General features: G+C 66.2%; 18 protein-coding genes. 9 read left to right on the plus strand and 9 right to left on the minus strand.

Annotated elements, in window-relative coordinates:
- The first annotated feature begins 154 nt into the window (after positions 1-154).
- Positions 155-952 (plus strand): helix-turn-helix domain-containing protein, encoded by a 798-nt coding sequence (locus PSUB009319_RS14920; protein WP_124383013.1) that lies wholly within the window; start codon positions 155-157, stop codon positions 950-952.
- Positions 953-1007: 55 nt separating this feature from the next.
- Positions 1008-1157, plus strand: coding sequence for a hypothetical protein (locus PSUB009319_RS22940; protein ID WP_185453478.1), 150 nt, complete (start codon positions 1008-1010; stop codon positions 1155-1157).
- A gap of 26 nt (positions 1158-1183) precedes the next feature.
- Here PSUB009319_RS22940 and PSUB009319_RS14925 read toward each other — a convergent pair whose 3' ends face one another.
- Positions 1184-2104, minus strand: a complete 921-nt coding sequence (locus tag PSUB009319_RS14925; protein WP_124383014.1) for a serine aminopeptidase domain-containing protein — start codon at positions 2102-2104, stop codon at positions 1184-1186.
- 125 nt (positions 2105-2229) lie between these two features.
- On the opposite strand from PSUB009319_RS14925, the gene PSUB009319_RS14930 reads away from it, so the two are divergent.
- Both PSUB009319_RS14930 and PSUB009319_RS14935 read left to right on the plus strand, forming a co-directional pair.
- Complete coding sequence (locus PSUB009319_RS14930; RefSeq protein ID WP_124383015.1) at positions 2230-3177, plus strand: helix-turn-helix domain-containing protein; 948 nt, start codon at positions 2230-2232, stop codon at positions 3175-3177.
- Positions 3178-3266: 89 nt separating this feature from the next.
- Positions 3267-4013 (plus strand): PepSY-associated TM helix domain-containing protein, encoded by a 747-nt coding sequence (locus tag PSUB009319_RS14935; RefSeq protein ID WP_124383016.1) that lies wholly within the window; start codon positions 3267-3269, stop codon positions 4011-4013.
- A 117-nt stretch (positions 4014-4130) separates the two neighbouring features.
- Here PSUB009319_RS14935 and PSUB009319_RS14940 read toward each other — a convergent pair whose 3' ends face one another.
- The gene (locus tag PSUB009319_RS14940) at positions 4131-4994 is read right to left on the minus strand and encodes a MurR/RpiR family transcriptional regulator (RefSeq protein ID WP_124383017.1); all 864 of its coding nucleotides are present in this window, start codon (positions 4992-4994) and stop codon (positions 4131-4133) included.
- Between the two features lie 286 nt (positions 4995-5280).
- On the opposite strand from PSUB009319_RS14940, the gene PSUB009319_RS14945 reads away from it, so the two are divergent.
- Entirely contained in the window at positions 5281-6336 is a 1056-nt protein-coding gene (locus tag PSUB009319_RS14945) for a porin (protein ID WP_124383018.1), read from the plus strand.
- Positions 6337-6470: 134 nt separating this feature from the next.
- On the opposite strand, the gene PSUB009319_RS14950 is transcribed toward PSUB009319_RS14945, so the two are convergent.
- The gene (locus PSUB009319_RS14950; protein ID WP_124383019.1) at positions 6471-8741 is read right to left on the minus strand and encodes a mechanosensitive ion channel family protein; all 2271 of its coding nucleotides are present in this window, start codon (positions 8739-8741) and stop codon (positions 6471-6473) included.
- Positions 8742-8809: 68 nt separating this feature from the next.
- A complete protein-coding gene (locus tag PSUB009319_RS14955) occupies positions 8810-10075 on the minus strand; it encodes an MFS transporter (RefSeq protein WP_124383020.1) in 1266 nt (421 codons plus the stop codon).
- A gap of 117 nt (positions 10076-10192) precedes the next feature.
- Here PSUB009319_RS14955 and PSUB009319_RS14960 point away from each other — a divergent pair, with 117 nt between their 5' ends.
- Positions 10193-10909: a glutathione S-transferase gene (locus PSUB009319_RS14960; RefSeq protein ID WP_124383021.1), complete on the plus strand. Its 717-nt coding sequence runs from the start codon at positions 10193-10195 to the stop codon at positions 10907-10909.
- Between the two features lie 42 nt (positions 10910-10951).
- Here the strand turns inward: PSUB009319_RS14960 and PSUB009319_RS14965 are convergent, their stop codons facing one another.
- From PSUB009319_RS14965 to PSUB009319_RS14980, 4 genes are all read right to left on the minus strand, one after another.
- Entirely contained in the window at positions 10952-11341 is a 390-nt protein-coding gene (locus tag PSUB009319_RS14965; protein ID WP_124383022.1) for a hypothetical protein, read from the minus strand.
- 41 nt (positions 11342-11382) lie between these two features.
- A complete protein-coding gene (locus tag PSUB009319_RS14970; protein WP_124383023.1) occupies positions 11383-11814 on the minus strand; it encodes a hypothetical protein in 432 nt (143 codons plus the stop codon).
- A 337-nt stretch (positions 11815-12151) separates the two neighbouring features.
- A complete protein-coding gene (locus PSUB009319_RS14975) occupies positions 12152-12379 on the minus strand; it encodes a hypothetical protein (RefSeq protein ID WP_124383024.1) in 228 nt (75 codons plus the stop codon).
- A 44-nt stretch (positions 12380-12423) separates the two neighbouring features.
- Positions 12424-12633, minus strand: coding sequence for a hypothetical protein (locus PSUB009319_RS14980; RefSeq protein WP_124383025.1), 210 nt, complete (start codon positions 12631-12633; stop codon positions 12424-12426).
- A 271-nt stretch (positions 12634-12904) separates the two neighbouring features.
- Here PSUB009319_RS14980 and PSUB009319_RS14985 point away from each other — a divergent pair, with 271 nt between their 5' ends.
- On the plus strand, positions 12905-14119 hold the full coding sequence (locus PSUB009319_RS14985) for a hypothetical protein (RefSeq protein ID WP_124383026.1): 1215 nt from the start codon (positions 12905-12907) through the stop codon (positions 14117-14119).
- Positions 14120-14129: 10 nt separating this feature from the next.
- On the opposite strand, the gene PSUB009319_RS14990 is transcribed toward PSUB009319_RS14985, so the two are convergent.
- A complete protein-coding gene (locus PSUB009319_RS14990; protein WP_124383027.1) occupies positions 14130-15278 on the minus strand; it encodes a cation diffusion facilitator family transporter in 1149 nt (382 codons plus the stop codon).
- 239 nt (positions 15279-15517) lie between these two features.
- On the opposite strand from PSUB009319_RS14990, the gene PSUB009319_RS14995 reads away from it, so the two are divergent.
- Together PSUB009319_RS14995 and PSUB009319_RS15000 are read left to right on the plus strand one after the other, a co-directional pair.
- Positions 15518-16186: a response regulator transcription factor gene (locus PSUB009319_RS14995; RefSeq protein WP_124383028.1), complete on the plus strand. Its 669-nt coding sequence runs from the start codon at positions 15518-15520 to the stop codon at positions 16184-16186.
- 16 nt (positions 16187-16202) lie between these two features.
- Positions 16203-20534: an ATP-binding protein gene (locus PSUB009319_RS15000; protein ID WP_124383029.1), complete on the plus strand. Its 4332-nt coding sequence runs from the start codon at positions 16203-16205 to the stop codon at positions 20532-20534.
- Positions 20535-20565 lie beyond the last annotated feature (31 nt).

A 20565-nucleotide genomic window follows, 5' to 3' on the forward strand; every position in this document is an offset into this window, starting at 1 on the left:
TAACCGCGTTTTGTCGAGACCGCTTGAGCGATCCGCTTTATTGTGTCGCGCCAAACATAACTGGCGCGGGCGTTAGCCTGCCATTGCGTCGTGGCTTCGACAAGTCCTGCGGGCGGATTTACACTGGCCCGACTCTTTTTGTCGCCAACCCGCCATGCCACAGCGCCTCCTGCCCACAGACATCGAAGGCCGTACGCCGCCCTCTGCGGCGCATCCGGTGCGGCTCTACACGCGGCAGATGGACGCCAACACGCGGTTTCCGCGCCACACGCATCCGTGGGCACAGGTTGCGTACAGCCACAACAGCGTGCTGCGCGTGCAGGCGGGCAACACGGCCTGGGTGGTGCCACCGTCGCGCGCGATCTGGATTCCGCCCGGCATCGAGCACGAGGTGTGGGTGGTGGAGGCGGCCTTCCTGCGCACGCTGTATGCCGACCCATCGGTGGTCACGGGCGCGCTGGCGCAGTGTCGGGTGATGGAGGTATCGCCGCTGCTGCGAGAACTGATTGCCGCGATGGACGTACGCCAGACGCTGCCCGCCGCGCGCGAGCAGGCGCTCGCCATGCTCATTCTGGATGAGCTGCGCCGCAGCGCCCCGCTGCCGCTGGACTTGCCCATGCCCGCCGACAAGCGCCTGCGCGCCCTGTGCGAACGCGTAATGGCCGACCCTGGCACCTCGCTCACCTTCGACGCTCTCGCCCGCGACGTGGGCGCCAGCGCCCGCACGCTGGCGCGGCGTTTCCGGGACGAGCTGGGCGTGAGCTTTTCGCAGTGGCGCCAACAGGCGGTGCTGGCCAGCGCCATCCCGATGATGTCGCAGGGGATGCCGCTGTCGCGCGTTGCGCAGGAACTGGGCTACAACAGCCAGAGTGCGTTCTCGGCGATGTTCCGCCGCGCGTTCGGCAGCAGCCCGAGCGCATTTCTGCATCGGCCGGGCAGCGACGGCGCCTGATCCTGCGGTTAGCCGATCCTGCTGCGCCTGCTGCACCTGCTGCGACGGAATCGCCATGGCGGGCAGCAGCACCGCACAGCGCGCGCCACCGGGCGGTGCAGACGGCGTTGGCACCTCGCGCCTGCTGGGCAAAGTGGCCACGAACCCAACCGTGCAGAACGAGCAGAGCGACTTTGGCGGCACGGGCATCGTCTACACGTTCTGAGCGCGCCGGCACGCAGACGAGGACACTCAGACGAGGGCATTCAGCCACGCCACCGTTTCGTGCCACCACGGCGCGCCGGACGATGCCCGGAAGAAACCCATGTGACCGACGCCCCCAGCGCCCAGCGCGCCGCCACGCACTTGGCGGCGGGTGAGGCGTGCAGCAGGAAAGCGCGCCACCCATGCATCGACGGCGTTGGCCGGCGCCATCGGGTCATCGTCAAACCCCCAGGCGAGCAGCGGTACGGCAAGCCTCGCGTAACGCGACGTATCCAGCCCGGCGCGCGGCGCAAAGAGGTAACCGCGCCGGCGGGCAAAGCGCGCCCAGTCGCCCAGGATGGTGGCGGGAATCGACATCGGCCCCATCCCGACAGCCGCCAGCGGCAGCATGCCGCCGCGTGCGCGCGCCACCGCCAGCGGAATCCGCACGCGCAACAACCACGTGAGTTGCGGCCGGGTCAGCGGCCCGCGCCACGGCCACAACCGCGCATTCGCCAGCGACACTGCCACATGCACCAGCCCATCGGCATGCACGATGTGCGGCGCCAATCCCGCCAGTTGCCCGCCCGCGCTGTGGCCCAGCACCACCAGCTTGCGGCCGCCACAACCTTCGGGGACGAGCGTGTCGTGCACCCATTTCAGCACCGCGTCGATATCCTGCCGGCCCCAGTCGGCAAAGTGCGGCGTGCCTGGCCCAGTGGCAACCGCCTCACCAATGCCGCGATAGTCGAACGTCACCACACGCCACCCGGCCAAGCACAGCGCGCGCGCAAACGCGCCGTAGAACGGGCGCGGCACGCCGAGCGCTGAGCAGATCACCACCGTACCGCGCGCACCCAGGCCGGGGCTGGTAATGGTGACTGGCAGCGTCCAACCGTCTGCCGTGCGGACGTGGTCTTCGCGCGTGGGAAGGGCATCGGCGGGGTAATCGATCGGTTCGCGCTGCATGAGGTGCTCGACTTGGGGGCGCATCGAATTAAGCGGAATGGATGCAGTATTGGCAGCGGCGGGTGCGGTCACAATTACGCGACAGGTAATCGCCGCACCTACCTGACTCTGCTTCAATAGGTGACATGAAACCCGCCCAGCCTTCGTCCGCTGACACGCTCGCGCTTGATGACGCCCATACCGCCCAGGTAGCGATCGCGCCGCTTGAGCCACCCCCAGCCGCGCTCTCGCGCTTTCCGCAGTTGCTGCGTTTCTGGCGCACCCGGCGTGGTTACAGCCAGCTCGCTCTGGCGCTGGCGGCCGGCGTGTCGCAGCGGCACGTGAGCTTTCTGGAATCGGCGCGCGCCACCCCCAGCCGCAACATGATCCTGCAATTGGCCGAGGAGCTGAACGTGCCGCTGCGCCATCGCAATCAGATGCTGCTCGCCGGCGGTTTCGCCCCAGCCTATTCGGAACAGGGCCTCTCCACAGCCGCCGACGCGGCCTCGCCGATGATGCTGGCGGTGCGTCATGCGGTGAAGCTGATCCTCGACAAGCAGGCGCCGTATCCGGCCATCGTGCTCGACCGTTTCTGGCACGTGCTCGACGCCAACGCCGCGCACCGCCGCCTGATGCGATGGGCCATCGGCGACGACCGGGCCGAAGGCGGGGCCGAACCCACTGCGGGTGCCGTCAACATGATGAAGCTGGTGTTCGACCCGGCTGCGCTTTGGCCGGCCATCGTCAACCGTGAGGCCGTCGGCCGCTACTTGGCCCGGCGCGTGCGGCAGGAACTGGCACTGCACGCCATCGACCCGGCCACGCAGCGCTTGCTGACGGACATTCGCGCGCTGCAGCCGGCGCTGTTTGACGCGGCGGATGCGCCTGCGCAATCTTCCCCCATGCCGGACGCTGGCGATCCGCCGCCCTTCCTGCCCGTCACGCTGCAGCGGGACGGCGTGACGATCTCATTGTTCAGCACGCTCACCACGCTGGGCACGCCGCGCGATGCAGGGCTGCAGGAGATGCGCATCGAATGCTTCTACCCGGCAGATGAAGCATCGCGGCGCGCGTTGGAGCGTATTACGCTGTAACCCGCGCTTGATTGCAGCGAGAATCATTCTCATTTATATTGGCCGGCCGATTTGCCCCCTCGGGCAGCCCTTGCGCTGCCTTGTGCTTCATGACCGACCTGCTCCATCCCCCGCTTTCGGCTGAGCCCGCCGCCAAACCGGCTGCCAACGCGCGCCCGGCCAAAGCCAAAGCCGAACACCCCGCCAACCGCCGCGCCACGGTCGTCCGCTGGCTGCGCAAGACGCACGGCTGGTTCGGCCTGTGGGGCGCGGTGATGGGGCTGATCTTCGGCGTGTCGGGCATTTGGCTGAACCACCGCGCGGTGATGAAACTGCCGGTGGCCCAGCAGAAGACCACCAAGCGGATCGCTCTGTCCGATCCGTTGCCGGGCACGCCGGAGGCGATGGGCGCCAGGTTGCAGCAGGCGTTGCAATTGCGGGAGCCGCCCAGCCGCATCCGCGTCGAACGCGCCAAGCCGGTCCCTTGGGCTGAACCCGCTGATCAGACCGACGGCGGGCGCATCGCCGCCCAAGCGCCGATGCAGCCCGAGCAGTGGAGCTTCAGCTTCGGTAACGCCAGCACACAGCTTCAGGTGGAGTACTGGGTCAGCAACCATTGGGCGCAAGCCCGGCAGACTGACAACGGCATCCTGGGCAAGCTGATCAGCCTGCACCTGGGCCGCGGCATGACGGCGCCGTGGATTTTGCTGGTCGACACGCTGGCCGGCTGCATCCTCTTTCTGTCGATCTCGGGCTTGTGGCTATGGGTGATGACCACCAAGCGCCGCACGGTCGGCTGGACGATCTTCGGACTGGGGGGCTTGTTGGCGATCGGGCTGGCGGTGACGCGGCTCTGATGTCAGAAATGCGATCAGGGCGAGGCGAAGCGGTTCTGGTGGTTTAGCGGCACCGCAGACAGTACAAGCAGTACGGCAAGGCGCTGCGGGACCGCCAGCATCGTCCTGATCGCGTTTCTATGGGCGGTCGACGCTGCGCTCGGTCAGCAGCCGCTGGATCGCCCGCATGCGCGAGCGCACCATTTCATCGCGGCGTTGCGCCACGCAGGTCATCAGAATCTCGATGACGGTCAGATGCACCAGGTACGCCTCGGTGCCCACCCGCATCACCGCATCTTCCGGCACATCCACCGTCAGCGCGATCTGTGCGCGCTCAGCCAACGGTGTGCCCGCCTGGGTGATGGCGATCACGCAGGCACCCTGCTCGGCCGCATAGGCAATCGACTCCAGCAGATACGGCATGCGCCCCACGTGCGAGAACGCGACCACAACATCGGACGCGCCCAGCATGGCAGCCGACACCAGTTGCAGGTGCGCATCGAAGTAGGCATTGGACGCCAGCCCCAGCCGCATCAACCGCGCTTGCATATCGTTGGCCATGAACGATGACGCGGCACCGGCGGCATAGCAATCGACGCGGCGCGCGCGGGCGATGCGCTCGGCAGCGGCGTCGACTTGCGCGATGGACAGCGACTCCCGCAGCTTGGCCAGCGCCCGCGTGGCCCCGTCGATGACCTTGCTGGCCACCAGCGCCGGCGGATCGGCCCGGCCAATGTGGCCGGGCAGTGTCGGCTGCGCGTGCGCCAGCTCTGCGGCCAGCGTGGCCTTGAACTCGCGCAGGCCTTCAAAGCCGAGCGCCTGGCACATCCGCACGATGGTCGGCATCGACACACCGGCACGCACGGCCAACGTCTCCACCGATTGCTCCAGCGACAGCTCCGGCGCCTCCAGGATCAGCCGTGCCACGCCCTGCTGCGCCGGCGAGAGCGCGGGCAGCTTGTCACGCAGGGCATTGAGCACGGGAACGGAGAGCGAAAGCATGGCAGTGCGCGGAGTGGCGATCGGAAATCAGCGCCGCCAGTGTAGCGGCAGCCCCGCACCACGCCGCCTGCCCGAGGGAAAACCCCCAAGAATCTGTAAGTCTGCGGTTTACGCCCGTCAGATGCAGGGCCCGCGACACCCCATCGCACGCGACGTGTGCGGCGCTTTGCCAGTGCCTGCGTAACTTCAAACCTTACAGACGCAACTTGCCCGAGAGTCGGCCCCCGAGCCAATCCGGAAACCCATTCCGGCGATACAACAGTCGTTACGACAATAAGGGAGCCACATGACCACTTCGATCCGTTCCATGCCGCTGTCGGCGATCAGACTGACGGCACTGTCGGCACTGCTCGCCTGCAGCGCGGCGCACGCGCAATCCAGCGTCACGCTGTACGGCGTGATGGAAACCGGCCTGCGCTACAGCACCAACAACGACGCAGCCGGCCACGGCAAGGCTGAAATGGCGGGCGGCTACTACAGCGGCAGCCGCTTCGGCATTCGTGGTTCCGAAGACCTGGGCAACGGGTTGAAGGCCGTGTTCCACCTGGTCAGCGGTTTCGCACCGGATACGGGTGTGGGTTCCACCAACGACATGGGCTTGGGCGGCTACAAGCCCACCACACCGGCGACGTCGCGCTTATTCGGGCGTCAGGCATATGTCGGGCTGGAAGGCGGCTTCGGCTCGCTAACGTTCGGCCGGCAAGAGAACCTCGTCTTCAACACGGCCGGCCAGTACGACGCGCTCTCCATCGGCAATCTTGGCGCGACGGCCTGGCACGTCACCGCCACCGGTGTGCGCATCGACAACGCGGTCAAGTACGTGGGTGATTTCAACGGCTGGCGCCCAGGCGTGATGGTCGGCATGGGCGAACAGGCGGGCGCGTTCTCGGCGGGCAACTACAGCGCGCTGTCGCTCAACTACGCCAGCGGCCCGTTCGCCTTTGGCGGCGCATGGGAACAGCAGAAAGACCTGCAATCGGTCGGCACCCGCACATGGACGACAGGCGGCAGCGTACAGCTCGGGCCGGCCAAGCTGATGCTCGGCTACATCAACTACCGCGACGGCACACCCACCAGGAACGACCTCATCCTCGGCGGCGTGAAGTACGACTTCAGCGGGCAATACAACCTGGTAGTGGGCGGCATGGCGACCCGCCAGCGCGACCCCGACGGCCTGCGCTACACCGCCTACGCGATCATGAATTACGTGGTCAGCAAGCGCACGTGGCTGTACGTCGGCATGGACTACACCCACCAGAAAGACGCCGGCACCGTGCTGGCCGCCGCATTGCCAAAGGCCTCGCAGACCGGCGTGATGGTGGGCATGCGCCACGGGTTCTAAAACCCGGCACACGGCCACCCGAACAACCTTGGCGCCAACACATGCGCCCAGCCGGTGTGGCCGTACCCTGCCCTGGATGGCGCCCTGGAGTCGCCCCCCGCAGGGGACGAAACATCAGCAAACCACCAGCGCCCTTAAGCCGGCGCAGCGGCAGGCGGCTCATGGGAAGCGGACGCCCCTTTCTCCGCATTTGGCGAAACCTGCGTCATCCACTGCTCAAACGCCGGAGACGTCCGCAACACCGTCCCCGGCGTCGCCAGCGGCACATGCGCCTGATCAAACATGGCCTTGAGCACGACATTGAACGCCCGCAGCACATCCGCCTGCTTCTGCGGCCGCGTCTTGAACCGCCCCTTGACGATCATCGCCCCGCCGTCAAAGCGATCCAGCCCGAAGACTTCCGCACCGCCGAGCAACGTATAGGCAAAGCGCGGCTCGCCGGCAATCTGGTCAGCCGCTGCGCGCACGAGATCAATCGCCTGCTGCGGCTCGGCATCCATCGCCACGCGCACCTCAAAGTCGGCAAACGAGTAGTCGCGCGAGAGGTTGCGCACCGTCTTGATCTGGCTGAACGGAATCGACAGCACCGCGCCCGTGCCGTCGCGCAGCCGCACCGTGCGAATGGTCAGGTTGATGACGGTGCCTGACGCCACCCCCACGTCCACCGTATCGCCCACGCTGATGGTGTCTTCCATCAGGATAAAGATGCCGGTGATGAAATCCTGCGCAAGCGACTGCGCACCAAAACCCACCGCCAGGCCGATCACCCCGGCACCCGCGACCAGCGGCGTCACGTTCACGCCCAGATTGGCCAGCACGCCAATGCTGGCCGTCACCACCAGCGTCACCTTCAGGCCGTTGCGCAGCAGCGGCAGGATGGTAAGCGCGCGGGTGCTGGGCTGCGCCCGCGCCGAGGCCGGTGACAGCGCCCGCAGGATCGCCGTGTCGAGCAGAATCCAGACGAGCCAGGTGGCAAACACAGTGCCGATCAGCCCCACCATGGCATCGGCGATGCGCTTGCCATTGACCGAGCTGTGCGTCACCTCCACCAGTGTGTGGCCCCACACGCGCAGCACCAGCTCCAGGAAAGCGATCCAGATGGCGAGCTTCACCAGCGCGCCAACGAAATGCTTGAGCCGCTCTACGTAGGGCGAGCTGCGCGCCAGACGCAGATGCGAGCGCCAGTTCGCGCGCGGGCGGATCAGCGCCGACAGGAAGAACGCCGCCACCAGCAGCAAAGAGGTCATCACCGCGCGGCGCGCCACGACATCAACGTTGCCGGGCATCGTCAGCGTGGCCACCATGGTGGCGCCGGCCAGCACCACCACCGGCACCGGCCAGAACGCTGCCAACAGCCGGCGGACCTGGTTGCCCGTGTGCTCGCCGCTGCGCAGTTCCAGCGGGCGATTGGCGATCAGTTGGCCGATCGGCCGACGTGCCCACAACGCGCCCACCGCCAGCATCAATGACGACACCACGTTGCACACCGTGGCCAGCAGCAGACTGAGCGAGCCGCCCAGCACCAGGGCAACACGCGGGTCGACCAGCGCATCGCCGCAAGCGCCCAGGCTGGCCGTCAGGAAGATCGGCCACATGCCGTGCTTGAAGAGATACTCCACCGCCACGCGCCGGTGCGCGCTGCCGGAGAAGAGCGAGAACAGCATCGCCACGCCCGCCGTAATGATCGCGCCCCAGACGATGGCGTAAGCCAGCACCAGCGCCAGCACAAACCCAGGCGAGGCATCGTGCTCCAGCCGCATGATCACGGCAAAGGAAATGGCCCATGGGCCGATCTTGCGCAGCGCATCGATAAACAACGCACGCGTGGTCGGGTGCGGCCCGAGGCCGGTGGTGAGGCCGAACACACGGCGGATGAGCCAACCCAGGCCAAGCAAGCCACCGGCAATGGCGGCCCAGATGCCAACAGTGCCCGCAAAGTCGGCAATAAGCGGCATGCGTTTGTCGGGCGCGATGAGCAGGCTGGCGTTACCGCTGGCCGCCTCGATACGGCGCAGCCAGTAACGCGGGGCCCCGGCTTGCACGTCGGCCTGCAGCGAGCCGCTCTCGATGAGCGAGGCCACCGCGCCCAGCAGGCCGGGAGCCTGTTCGGCCTGCACCTTCTGCTGTGCGCTCATGCCGTCGCGCAATTGCTTCAGTTCATTGACGAGGGCGGCGCGCTGCTCGTCGTTGTTGAGCAGCGTGATGACGGTGTCGAGCGACTGGCGCGTCTGCGCAGGATCCGCCGCCGGTGCCGATGCGCTCGCGGTGGAAGTCGACAACCCGGCGAGCTTGGCAAACGACACCGGTGCAGCGTCGGCCACGTGGGCCGCGCCGGCCATCAGAACAAACAGGACCAATGCGAGCGGCCACAGTCGCCGCATCCAACATAAAGAATGAGTACGCATGACAGGGGGAAAGCAATCGTGCAGACATCGATCACGGCACGATACGCGAATTCCCTGGGCGCACAACCTCAGCGCTTGGCACCCGGCGGCAGTGGAGCCCGACGCCAGAGCCAGGCCGCCGTGCCGAGCGCACAGGCCATGCAAGCCATCACCAGCGCCACCACACCGGGCCAGCCCCACGGCGCATAGAGCTTGCCGCCTGTTGTGCCGATCAGGCTGGAGCCCAGGTAGTACGCCAGCAAATACAGGGCCGCAGCCTGCCCCTTGGCACGCTGCGCGCGGCGTCCCACCCAGCCGCTGGCCACCGCGTGCGCACCAAAGAAGCCAAAGGTCAGCAGCGCGATGCCGCCAATCACCAGCACCAGCGGCGCGGCCAGCGTCAGCAGCACGCCAGCCGACATCAGCACCGTGCCCGCCAGCAGCATGCGGCCCCGGCCATGGCGATCGGCCAATCGGCCGAACCATGCCGATGCGCCAATGCCCAGCAGGTACACCATAAAGATGCCGCCCACCGCCGTCTGGCTGAGGGCATACGGCGCATCAAGCAAGTGGAAGCTCGCGTAGTTGTAGATCGTGACGAAGCCACCCATCAGCAGAAAGCCCATGGCAAACAGCGCGCGCAGACCCGGCTCACGCAGATGTGCGGCCAGCGTTTCGAACAGATCGCCCAGCGCCACGCCCTTGCGCGGCACAAAGCGGCGCGACGGCGGCAGCAGCCACACAAAAGCCAGCGCTGCCAGCAGACCCAGAGTGCCGGTAAAACCCATGGCGGCGCGCCAGCCGAAGTGGTCGGCCACGGCGCCTGTCAGCACGCGGCCAGCCATGCCGCCGAACGCTGTCCCGCCGATGTACAGGCCCATCGCCATGCCCAGCCCTTGTGGATGCACCTCTTCGGCCAGATAGGCCATCGCCACCGCCGGCACACCGCCCAGCACAATGCCAAGCAGTGCCCGCGTGGCCAGCAACCCGTGCCAGCCCGGCAACACCGCGGCCGCCAGCGTGAACGCCGACGACAGCGCCAGCGACACCCCCATCAGCGTCTTGCGATGGATCGACTCCGACAGCAGCCCCGCAAACAGAATCGCGAACGCCAGCAACAGCGTGGACACCGACAGCACGAGGCTCGTCTGCGCAGGCGTGAGGCCAAAGTCGTGCGCCAGCATCGGCATCAGCGGCTGCACGCAATACAGCAGCGAGAACGTGGAGAAGCCCGCTGCAAACAACGCCAGATTGGCGCGCAGATAACCGGGATGGCCCCGGACCAGCCAGCGGGAAGGATCGGCGGGTTCGATGGCGGGCACAGGGGCAGGCGAAGAGGAAAGCGGGGCGTTCACGGCGGCTGGCAGTTCAGGGGCGACCGCCTATTATCGTTCTCAACCGCCACGCCTGCTGCAGTGCGGCAGGGGCATTGATCTTGCTGCGCAACTGCCATCGCGTTCATCCGCCCGACCATGGAAACCACGCTCTACTACTGGCCCGAAATCCAGGGCCGCGGCGAATTCGTCCGGCTCGCGCTGGAACAGGCCGCCGTGCCCTACACCGACCTCGGCCGCGAAGACGAAGCCGCCATCAAAGCGTTTCTCGACGACGCGGGAATCCCCACACCGCCGTTCGCGCCGCCGTTTCTGGTGACCGGCCAACTGGTGATCGCGCAGACGGCCAACATCCTGCTCTACCTGGGCCAGCACTACGGCCTGGCTCCGCACGACGAAGCAGGTGGCCTGTGGTCGCACGGTCTGCAACTGACCATTGCCGATTTCGTGGTGGAGATTCACGATACGCATCACCCCATCGCCTCAGGCGAGTACTACGAAGACCAGCAAGCTGAAGCGAAGCGCCGCACGCAGGACTTTCTGGATCATCGCGCGCCCAAGTTCCTGCGCTACTTCGAGCGCGTGCTCGAGCGCAACCCCGCTGGCCCGACCTGGGCCGTGCGCGATGCGCTGACGTATGTGGACCTATCACTGTTCCAGATCGTGGCGGGGCTGCGCTACGCCTTCCCGCGTCACATGCAGCGCTACGCGCGCCAGCTGCCGCACCTTGTGGCGCTGCATGACCGCGTAGCGGCGCAACCGAACATCGCGGCGTATCTGGAATCGCCGCGGCGCATTCCGTTCAACACAATGGGCATCTTCCGCCACTACCCCGAACTGGATGCGCTGAAATGACAAACCCGGCGCAGGGCCGGGTTCGCACGGAGGTGGAATCGTTCAGGCCGCTATCGGCGTAGCGGGCAACCGACGCTGGATGTCTTCCAGCGCAGCAGGCCAACGCTCGATGGCCGCCAGATCGTGGATGTCCTGCAGATCGATCAGCAGATCGACCACCTGATCATCGTCGACATTCACGCCGGAGCAGCGCAGCGCCCGCGCGAGCGGATCGTCACTGGGCACGCGCAGCAGGCTCACACCCAGACGCTCGATCGCGCTGCAATAAAACGCGTCGTCAATGAGAATGCCGACGCCGCAGCGGCGATTGTCCAGCCCGCGGTAACGCGGCTCGCCGTCGGCATCTTCGGAGCGGCATTGCTGCGCGAGCAGGTGCGTGCGCACGCGTTCAAAAATGTCCTCGATAGCGAGGAACGTCCCCTTCCCTTGCATGGCGTCACCTTCTATAGGGTGATCTGTGACCGGCCGGCCGGTCAGAATGATTCGACAGTATCGACAACGGCGCCGCTCAGGCCGAACTGGCGCGCGATCGACTGCAGGCGTTCCTTCCACTCCCACGTGCCGAACACGTCGTGCGCGTTCTGCAGCTTGGAGAGCAGCTCAACCGTGTCACGATCGTCCACGTCGATGCGGGCACGCTTGAGCGCACGGCGCAGCGCGATGACGCCGGCGTCCATGTAACGCGGAATCTCGTTGGTCGGCTTGAGGATGTAGCGCACCGGCACGCTCTCCATCGACGTCGTGTAGTCACGCACGCCAATCAGGTTGCCGATGGGGCAGCAGCGGCCGCCCTGGCCGTGATACGCGGCACCGCCGCGCGGCAGGATGGCGGCGCCGCCCTGGCCAAACAGATGGCGGACTGCGCCGTCGTAGATTTCTTGTTTGCTGAGATATTGCGTTTTCATGTTCTTTCCCCTGACCCCAGGTCTGCAGGCGTCGCCGATTCGATTCACTTCCGACTTCCGGCCTGACGTTGCGTCCGACGTCGCACACTCTGCCATCCGTGCGATCTATCTTGATTCAGGATGCACCAGAACCAAGGGCCGAAAAAGGACCGGAATGTAAGTCATTTTTACCGTTTGCTTTTTGGCAACGGATTGCCCGCAAAGGTGCGCCAGTCAACGCTTTGCGGGTGCTCCACACACCACGCGGTCATGCCGTTTTTGAATGCCGTGACGCGCGCTCGCAACAGCGTGTGCGCAGGGCTGCGCGCACGTGGCGCATGCGTCGTAGGCGGGGCGCTTACATCCCGATGATCTGGTCTGCGTGGCCGAGGCAGAAGCCGCGTCGGTCATGGTGCCCGCAGGTGGGCATGACCTCGTAGCCGGCAGCACGCAGCAAGACCGCGCGCGCGGCCACCTCCACCGGAGGCAAAGGCTGCCCCGAGTCCTGATCGCGCACTAGCCGGCCGAGCTGGGCAAACGGCTGGCGCAGCAGATGGTCCAGATCCAGCGAACCGCAGTACCGCATCACTTCACCTTCTTGAAAACAACGGCGGCACCGGGGCGCGCCGGTTACATCGATTCATCTGCCAGCTCAGGACATGCGACCAGGCTCTGGCGCACACGTGCATAGGCGGCACGCTGCGCCCAGACGGCGTCGGTCAGGGCCGCGACAAGCGCCTCGCGCGGCAGGCTTTGCAGTGCCACGCCGAACTGCGCCTCCACGGTACGTAGAGCCTCGGTCACTTCGCTTCGCCATCGGGCGTCGAGTCGCTGGGTCATGTTGTTCTCGCTGGGTCGGTTCTGGCGCCCGGTTTTTTTGCGCGATCAGCGGCGAGCTTGTACCCGCTGTGGCCGCGCTGGGAAGGGATTGGCGGAATGAGTTCCGCTCTTGTTTGTGAAGAACGGCATACGGGACCGAAACTTGATTGCCACGGCGGGGGGTAAAACCAGCGCGGCCGCGGCACTCCGCCAAACGGGCTCCCCCATCCGCGCAGCAACTTCGGCGGGTGCCTGTGGCCCAATGGTTTCTGGAACCGCCACCTAGCCACCGATGAAGATGGAGCGTCACGTGTCCCGATTGTCTTTCCTGCGCCGTACCCTGTTGGCCCTCGCCTGCGCGTTGGCCGTACCTGCCGTTGCTACTGCCAGCGCGCCTGATCCGCGCCAGTACATGCACGGCATCAGCGCGGTACCCGCTGCGGCCGCCAACACTTTCAACGTGTTCTTCAGCGCGTCGGGTCTGCCGCCGCGCGGGGCCGACCGCAGCGGCAGTTGGCCGCACGACGTGTATGTCGCGCAATGGCATGCCGATACGGGCGTGCTCGATGCCCCGCGTATCTTCATCCAAAAGCCAGAAGCGCAAGAGCCTGTGACAGTGGCGCGCAACCGCTCGGGCCAGGTGATGGTGTCGTTTGAAGACGGCTGGAAGGCGCCGGAAAACGTCACGCAGCGCTTTGGCATCTACGACACGGCGCTGCGGCCCATCAAGCCGTATCCGCAGCAGGTGGAATCGGGCGGCCACTCGGGCCATATCGCGGCCGTGGGCGATCGCTTCGTGGTGTTCTATTCCGATGGCTGGATCACGGGCGGCGGCGTCGATAACCTCGGCAGTGGCAACGGCGTCTACCTGAAGGTTTATGACGGGCGGGGCCGCCGCCTGCACAACGTCGATGTTGCAGATCAACGCCGCGAATGGTGGCCCGTGGTGGCCGGCGGCAACACGAATGCGCTACTGGCCTGGCAGCAGTTCGTGCCGGGGCAGACCGAAGCCAACCTGAAGGTCGCCATCTTTGATCCGGTCAGCGGGCGCGTTACCGGCGAGCAACTCCTGCACAAGCATCTGCAGTACTACACCTACAGCATCACGTGGATGCCGGCGATCGAGCGCTTCCTGCTGGTGGGCGTGGCCAAGGGCAACGGCTTTGCCGATCTGATCGATCCCACGGGCAAGGTGCGCGCGTCCATTCCGTGCATGCCGGCAATCGTGCGCGAAGCGGGCATCGCCGTGAACCAGAACACCGCTTACACACCCGCCGCTGACGGCCGCCTGCTGCAACTGCAAGCGGGGCCGGATTCGCTCACGCTGTCTGCCACGCTGATGAACACCGACGGCAAGCGCGTGCATTGGCGCCCGGTGGGCAGCACCGGCTTGCAGCGCACCTCGGGCGCGCTCGATTGGCTGTCACTGACAGAGAAGGGGCTGGAGCAGTTGCGCTTCGACCCAACCAAGGCGCAGCCGGTCAACGCGATCGACCAGTGCCGCTAATGCTGGAGGCTTAAGCGGCGGCAATCAGCACGCGCAGGTGCACGAGGCCGTTCCACTTGGCGTGGATGGCCTCGGCAATGCGGGCGTGCTCAGCGGCCAACGCGGGCGGCAGGATCAAGTCCATTTCCACAAAGCCATCCACGTAGTGCAACACACAGTGGCGCGCATCGAGCGGCGTGCCGGACGGCAGGAGTGGCGCCAGCGCGGCGCGCAGCGCATCACGATCCGGTAGCGGGACGGGGTCGGTGGCGATGCGCTCGCGCGGGTCAACGTGGATCTGCACGTCGAGCACGGCCATCGCCGTATGTGCGGCCAGCGCATTAACGCGCGCACGCACGGCAATCGCGTGGCCTTCGCTCACAGAGACGCGCGGATCCACCTCGATATGCGCATCGACCAGCGCCTGGTCGCCCGTCACGCGCGTACGCAGGTCATGCACGTTGATTACGCCCGGCGTGGCGGCAAGGCTCGCATGGACAGCTTCCACCTGCGATGGCGGCAATGCGCGATCCATCAGGTCGTTGAGCGCTTCCCAGCCAAAGCGCACGCCCACGCGGCCGATCATCAGCCCCACCACGCACGCTGCCACCGGGTCGAGCCAGTGATAGCCCATCAGGTTGCCAGCCACGCCGATCGCCGCCACCAATGACGACACCGCATCGGAGCGCGCATGCCATGCATTCGCGATCAACATGCGTGAGTTGATGCGCTTGGCCACGGCCAGCATGTAACGGAAGAGCCCCTCCTTGGCCGCCAGCGCAATCAGCGCCACCACCAGCGCCAGGCCATGCACCGGCGCCGGCCCTTGCGGCGAGCGCAGGCTTTGCACCGCGGCCCAAATCATGCCCGCGCCCGCCCCGACCAGCAGCAACCCCAGCCCCAGCGACGCTGCGTTCTCGTAGCGCGCGTGACCGTACTGGTGATCTTCGTCCGGCCCCTTGTGGCTGTTGCGGTTGGCAATGAAGACGATGCCATCGGCAATCAGGTCCGACAGCGTGTGCAGCCCATCGGCCACCAGGCCCTGCGAATGCGACCACAGCCCCGCCGCAATCTGCCCCACCGAGAGCAGGCAATTGACGCCCGCGCTCACCAGCGTGGAGCGTTCGGCGCTCTGCTGGCGCGCGGCCGCAGAAAGTGCTGTCGGGGGAGTGAGCGTCATCGGAAGTCGGAACGTAGCGCGTGCGAAGAAATTGCGAGCATTGTGCCACGCACCCGGGCGCCGCCCTGACCCGGACCGCAAGCCACAATCACAACGTACTGCAACAGATTTGCACCAAAAGCGCGCAGAACAGGGCGTACTAATAAGACTTTTCCGATGTTCCACGCTGGCGGCATCGGCGATTCTCAGCAATGCGGCAAACAGGTTGCCGCACGTTACACGCTCGGAGATACGTCGACATGCAGGCCCCCATCCAACTCGTCATTGCAGATGATCACCCTGGCGTGGTGGCCGCCGTGCGGCAGCTCGTGTCGGCGGTTGACGGCTTCGAGGTCGTGGGCGAAGCCAGCAACGCCGACGAACTCATCGCCGTGCTGGGCCGCGTGCGCTGCGACATTGCCATCACGGACTACGCCATGCCGGGCAGCCGGTATGGCGACGGCATCATCCTGCTCGAATTCCTGGTGCGCCGTCACCCAGACCTGCGCGTGATGGTGCTGACCATGCTCGAAACGCGCGCCCTGATGAGCAATATCCTGCGCGCGGGCATCAAGGTCATCGTCAGCAAATCCGACGAGCCGCAGCACATCCTTGAAGGCATGCGGGCGGCGCTGAACGACCGCATCTATCTGTCACCGCAGCTCGATGCCAAGCTGATCCGGCGCACGCCCGAACCCGAGCCCCTCGAGGACGACCCGATCGCCACGCTCGGCAAGCGCGAGCTGGAAGTGCTGCGCATGTACGTGACCGGCCAGACGATCAGCGAGATCGCCGTGCAGCTCAACCGCAGCGTGAAGACCATCAGCGCACAAAAGCAGACCGCCATGCGCAAGCTCGACCTCGACACCGAGGCGGCGCTGTTCGACTTTGCCGTGCGCCACGGGCTGCTGGGCAGCGGCGAGGCCTGACGCCATGACCGCGCGCATGAAACGCTCTGCGCTGACACGGCTTCGCATCAGCATTGGCGCGGGCGTTCTGGCCTGCGTTGCCATGCTCGCCTGGCTGGGCGGCACGCGCGAGGTTCATGCGGAAGACGCGGCTCAGGCTGCGCAGCGCCTGAGCCCGATGCCATCCCGGCTCACGGTGGGGGTGATCGGCAACGCGATGATGCCGCTCGAGGGCGTGGCCGCCAACCGGCTCACCGGCTTCTCAGGCGACCTGCTGATGCAGTTGATCTCACACGATCAGACGCGCGTCGTGCCGCGCGTGTTCGAGCGCCGCGACGATCTGCTCAGGGCGGCCTGCAGCGGCGATGTCGACATCATCATGAGCGTGGTGCCGCGCTCGCAGTACGACCGTTGCCTGGAATACTCTGCGCCCTATCTGGAACGCGCCACTGCCGTGGTGGCCCGCATCGACAACGATCGCGTTCGGCAGAACGCGTTCTCGGCCGACACGCGTGTCGCAGTGGAACAAGGCTCGCCGCTGGAGGCGGAACTGGCCCGCGAGTATCCGGGCGTGCACATGGTGAGCACCCCTACCGCGGGTGATGCGCTCGATGCCGTGCTGCGCGGCGCGGCAGACACCTATGTGGGCGTAACCCACACAACACGTGAGCTGCTGGCCCAACCGCGTTTCCGACAGTTGTCGATCGTGCAGTTGGTCAACCAGCGGGTCGACGCGCTGCACTTTGCCACGCCGCGCGCACAAGCTGCGCTCATTCGCCATCTCGACCGTCGTCTCGCGCAGTTGCCCGACACAACGCTGGCCGAGTTGCGCGCACGCTGGATCACCCACGGTAGCGCCCGCACCGTGGCGCTGCCGCTGTCTGCAGGTGAGCGTGCGATGCTGGCGTCGTTGCCGCCGCTGCGCTACGCGGCCGACCCCGATTACATGCCCTACACCTTCAACGAGGTGCGTGGCGAGGTGATGGGCATCCTGCCCGAGTATCAGAACTTTCTGGCCCGCACGCTCGGCCTGCGCTTTGAGCGCGTGCAGGTGCACGACTGGTCGGAGGCGCTCGCCAAGGCCCGCGCCGGGGAGATCGACATCCTGCTCGGTATGTCCGACCAGGACGCGCGCCCGCCCGGCTTCTCGCTCAGCCACCCTGTCGATGCCACACCCATGGTGGTCGTCGGCCGCAACGACGCGTTGAGCGTGGCCGCGCTGTCCGAACTGGCGGGCAAGACGGTTGCGCTTCCCATGAGCGATTCGCTCGCCAGCCTGCTGCACCAAAACGTTCCCAAGATCCGCATCGTGTCGGCCGAATCCATCAATGATGCGCTGTCGATGGTGGCGGCCGGCGCGGCCGACTTCACTATCGCCAACCTGCCCGTAGCCGATGCCCTGATCCGCCATCACTTTCCGGGGGTGCTGAAGGTGACGGGCTCGGCCAACACTGTCGAGAGCATCGGCGTGGGAGTGTCTGCACGCTATGGAGCGTTGGTTCCGCTGATCAACCGCGCGCTGTTTGCCATGCCCGAGGGCGAGCAGGCCAGTATCCGTAACAAATGGCTGTCGGTAAGCTATCAGTTGGGGCCGTCAACTTCTGCTGTGGTGGCCAAGTTCGGGCCGGCTGCGGCACTCGTCTTGATCGCGGTCGTCGCGCTGTTCATCAAACAGTTGCAACTGCGGCGTGAAAACCGTCAACGCCGCCGTGCCGAGCAAACGCTGGCGCAGCAACTGAGCTTTCAGCGTGCGCTGATGGAGTCGGTCCCGTTTCCGCTGGTGGCCAAAGACGCGGGTCACCGCTACTTGGCCGTCAACGCCGCGTTCTGCAACATGTTCGACCGTCCGCGCGAATCGCTGTTGGGCCGCACGCCGCAGCAGCTTGGGCTGTATTCGGCGCAGAACGCTGCCTACCTGTTCGAGACCAACCACCGTGCCATCGAAATGGATGAGAGCTCGCGCGAAGAGATCACCATCGTCACGCCCGACGGCCAGTCGCGCCAGATGCTGTACTGGATCGAGCCGTTCCATCTGCCTGACGGCCAGCCGGCCGGCACGGTGGCCTCGCTGATCGATATCAGCGAGATCCGCGAGGCTCAAGCGCGCGCCGAACGCCTGGAGCGCCGGCTGCGCGAGGTGACTGAATCGCTGCCGGCGCTGGTCTATCAGTTCGAACTGCCTGCGGGCGACCAGCAGGGCCGCATGACCTACGTGGCCGGCAAGGCATACGAGACGCTGCGCGCGCAGCCCGACGATTTGCTGACCTATCTGTCAACGCCTGGGCAGCTTGTGCATGAAGACGACCGCCAGCGCGTGGAGGAGATGACGCTCACCTCTGCGCAGCACCTGATTCCGTTTGATGTGCAATTCCGCCATGTGGGTGAAGACGGCACGATCCGCTGGCTGCATGCCCGCGCCACGCCGCACCGCGAGTCGAACGGCAATACGGTGTGGAACGGCTACATGAGCGACGTCACCACCGAGCGTGAACAGGCCGATGCGCTGGAAGCCGCCAAGAACGCGGCGGAATCGGCGCTGCAGGCAAAGGACCGCTTCCTGGCCATGATGAGCCACGAGATCCGCACGCCCATGAACGGCGTGCTGGGTCTGGTCGAGTTGCTGCAGCAGACCAGGCTTGAAGGCGAGCAGAGGCAGATGGTGTCGCTGGTGCAGGATTCGGGCCGCGCGCTGCTGCAGATCCTTGATGACATCCTGGACTACGCCAAGATCGAGGCTGGCCGGCTCGATATCGCGCCGGTGGAGACTGATCTGCGTGCGCTGTTTGACAGCACGGTCGGTCTGCTCGCCAGCCGCGCGCACGAAAAATCGCTGGCGGTGCGTGTGGATGTCGCGGCCGACGTGCCGGCCACGGTGTCGGTCGACAGCGTGCGCGTGCGCCAGATCCTCTTCAACCTGCTCTCTAACGCGATCAAGTTCACGGACAACGGCACCGTAGCGCTGAGGGCGCAGTGCACTGCCATCAAGCGTAACGTGGCCCACGTCGCCATTCAGGTGACCGACACCGGCATCGGCATCGCCCCCGAAGTGCAGACGACGCTGTTCGCGCCGTTCGTGCAGGCAGAGCGGTCCACCACGCGCCGCTATGGCGGTACCGGCCTGGGGCTGGCGATCTCACGCCAGCTTGCCGGCCTGATGGGCGGCTCGCTGGTCATGGAGAGCACGCTCGGTTACGGGACCACCGTCACACTGCGGCTGGCCTTGCCCATCATCAATGCCCGCTACGCGCTGCCGCGCCTGGCCGGACGCAGCATTGCCATGGCCGTCGACAACCCCGACGAACGGCGCACTCTTACGCAGTTGGCGATGGCGGCGGGCCTGCACGCCGCACCTGCAGCCAATGCTGACATCCTGGTCACCGCATCATCGCGGGCCGGCAAAGGCGTCATCCGCATCACACGTGAAGCGCGCTACGCAGAACGCGGTGCGACGCTGAGCATCAATCCGTTGAGCTGGCACGCCTTCGTACAAGCCTGCGAACACGCATTGCCACAACCGGCACCAGCGGCGCGGCTGACACCACCCAGCGTGCCCACCCGTGCGGTGCAGGCGGCCGCAGGCAGCGAAGCCCCGGGCGCACACATTCTGGTGGCAGAAGACCACCCCATCAATCGCGAACTGATCGCCAAGCAATTGCGGCTGCTGGGCTACCGCGCAACGCTGGCCGAAGACGGCGTCGTTGCGCTCGAACGCTTGCGCGAGGGCCGATTCGACGCGCTGCTCACCGACTGTCACATGCCGCGCATGGACGGCTTCGACCTGGCCCGGCACATCCGCACGAAAGAGCATGCCGGCGGCCCGCGTCTGCCCATCATCGCCATCACGGCAACGACACTGGCCGAAGAACACGCACGCTGCCGCACCGTCGGCATGGACGCGAGCCTGCTCAAGCCGACCACGCTGGCGACGCTGCAGGAGGCGCTATCGACGCTGTGGACCAACGCACCACCGGCAGCCGAAGCGTCAAGCGATGCACCAATCGCCCTGTCGCTCGACGATCTGCGCGGCACGTTAGGAACAGGCCCCGCCGCGATCAGCCTGGCGCAGGTTTTCCTGTCTTCCCTGGACGACGATGCCCAACGGCTGCGCCCGCTGCTCGAAACGCTCGACCGCGCAGCGTTGCGCAAATGGGTACACCGCACGGGCGGTGCGCTCGCGCTGCTGCGCAACCCGACGGTGGACGCCATGGTGAAGGCCTTCCGCCACGCTATTCACAACGGGACGGACGCCGAACTCCAAGCGGCGGGCGCCAACGCAATACGGCGCCTTGCTCACATCAAACAGCAACTGACAGCGATAAAGCCGCCCTCCCCATCCGTTGTGCAGCGCACGCAAGTTGCGGATTCATAAGGGAAATCCGTTTCAAGCGGCGAATGCGCCG

Origin of the sequence: Ralstonia sp. SET104 (assembly GCF_003851545.1) — a bacterium.
GTDB lineage: Bacteria > Pseudomonadota > Gammaproteobacteria > Burkholderiales > Burkholderiaceae > Ralstonia.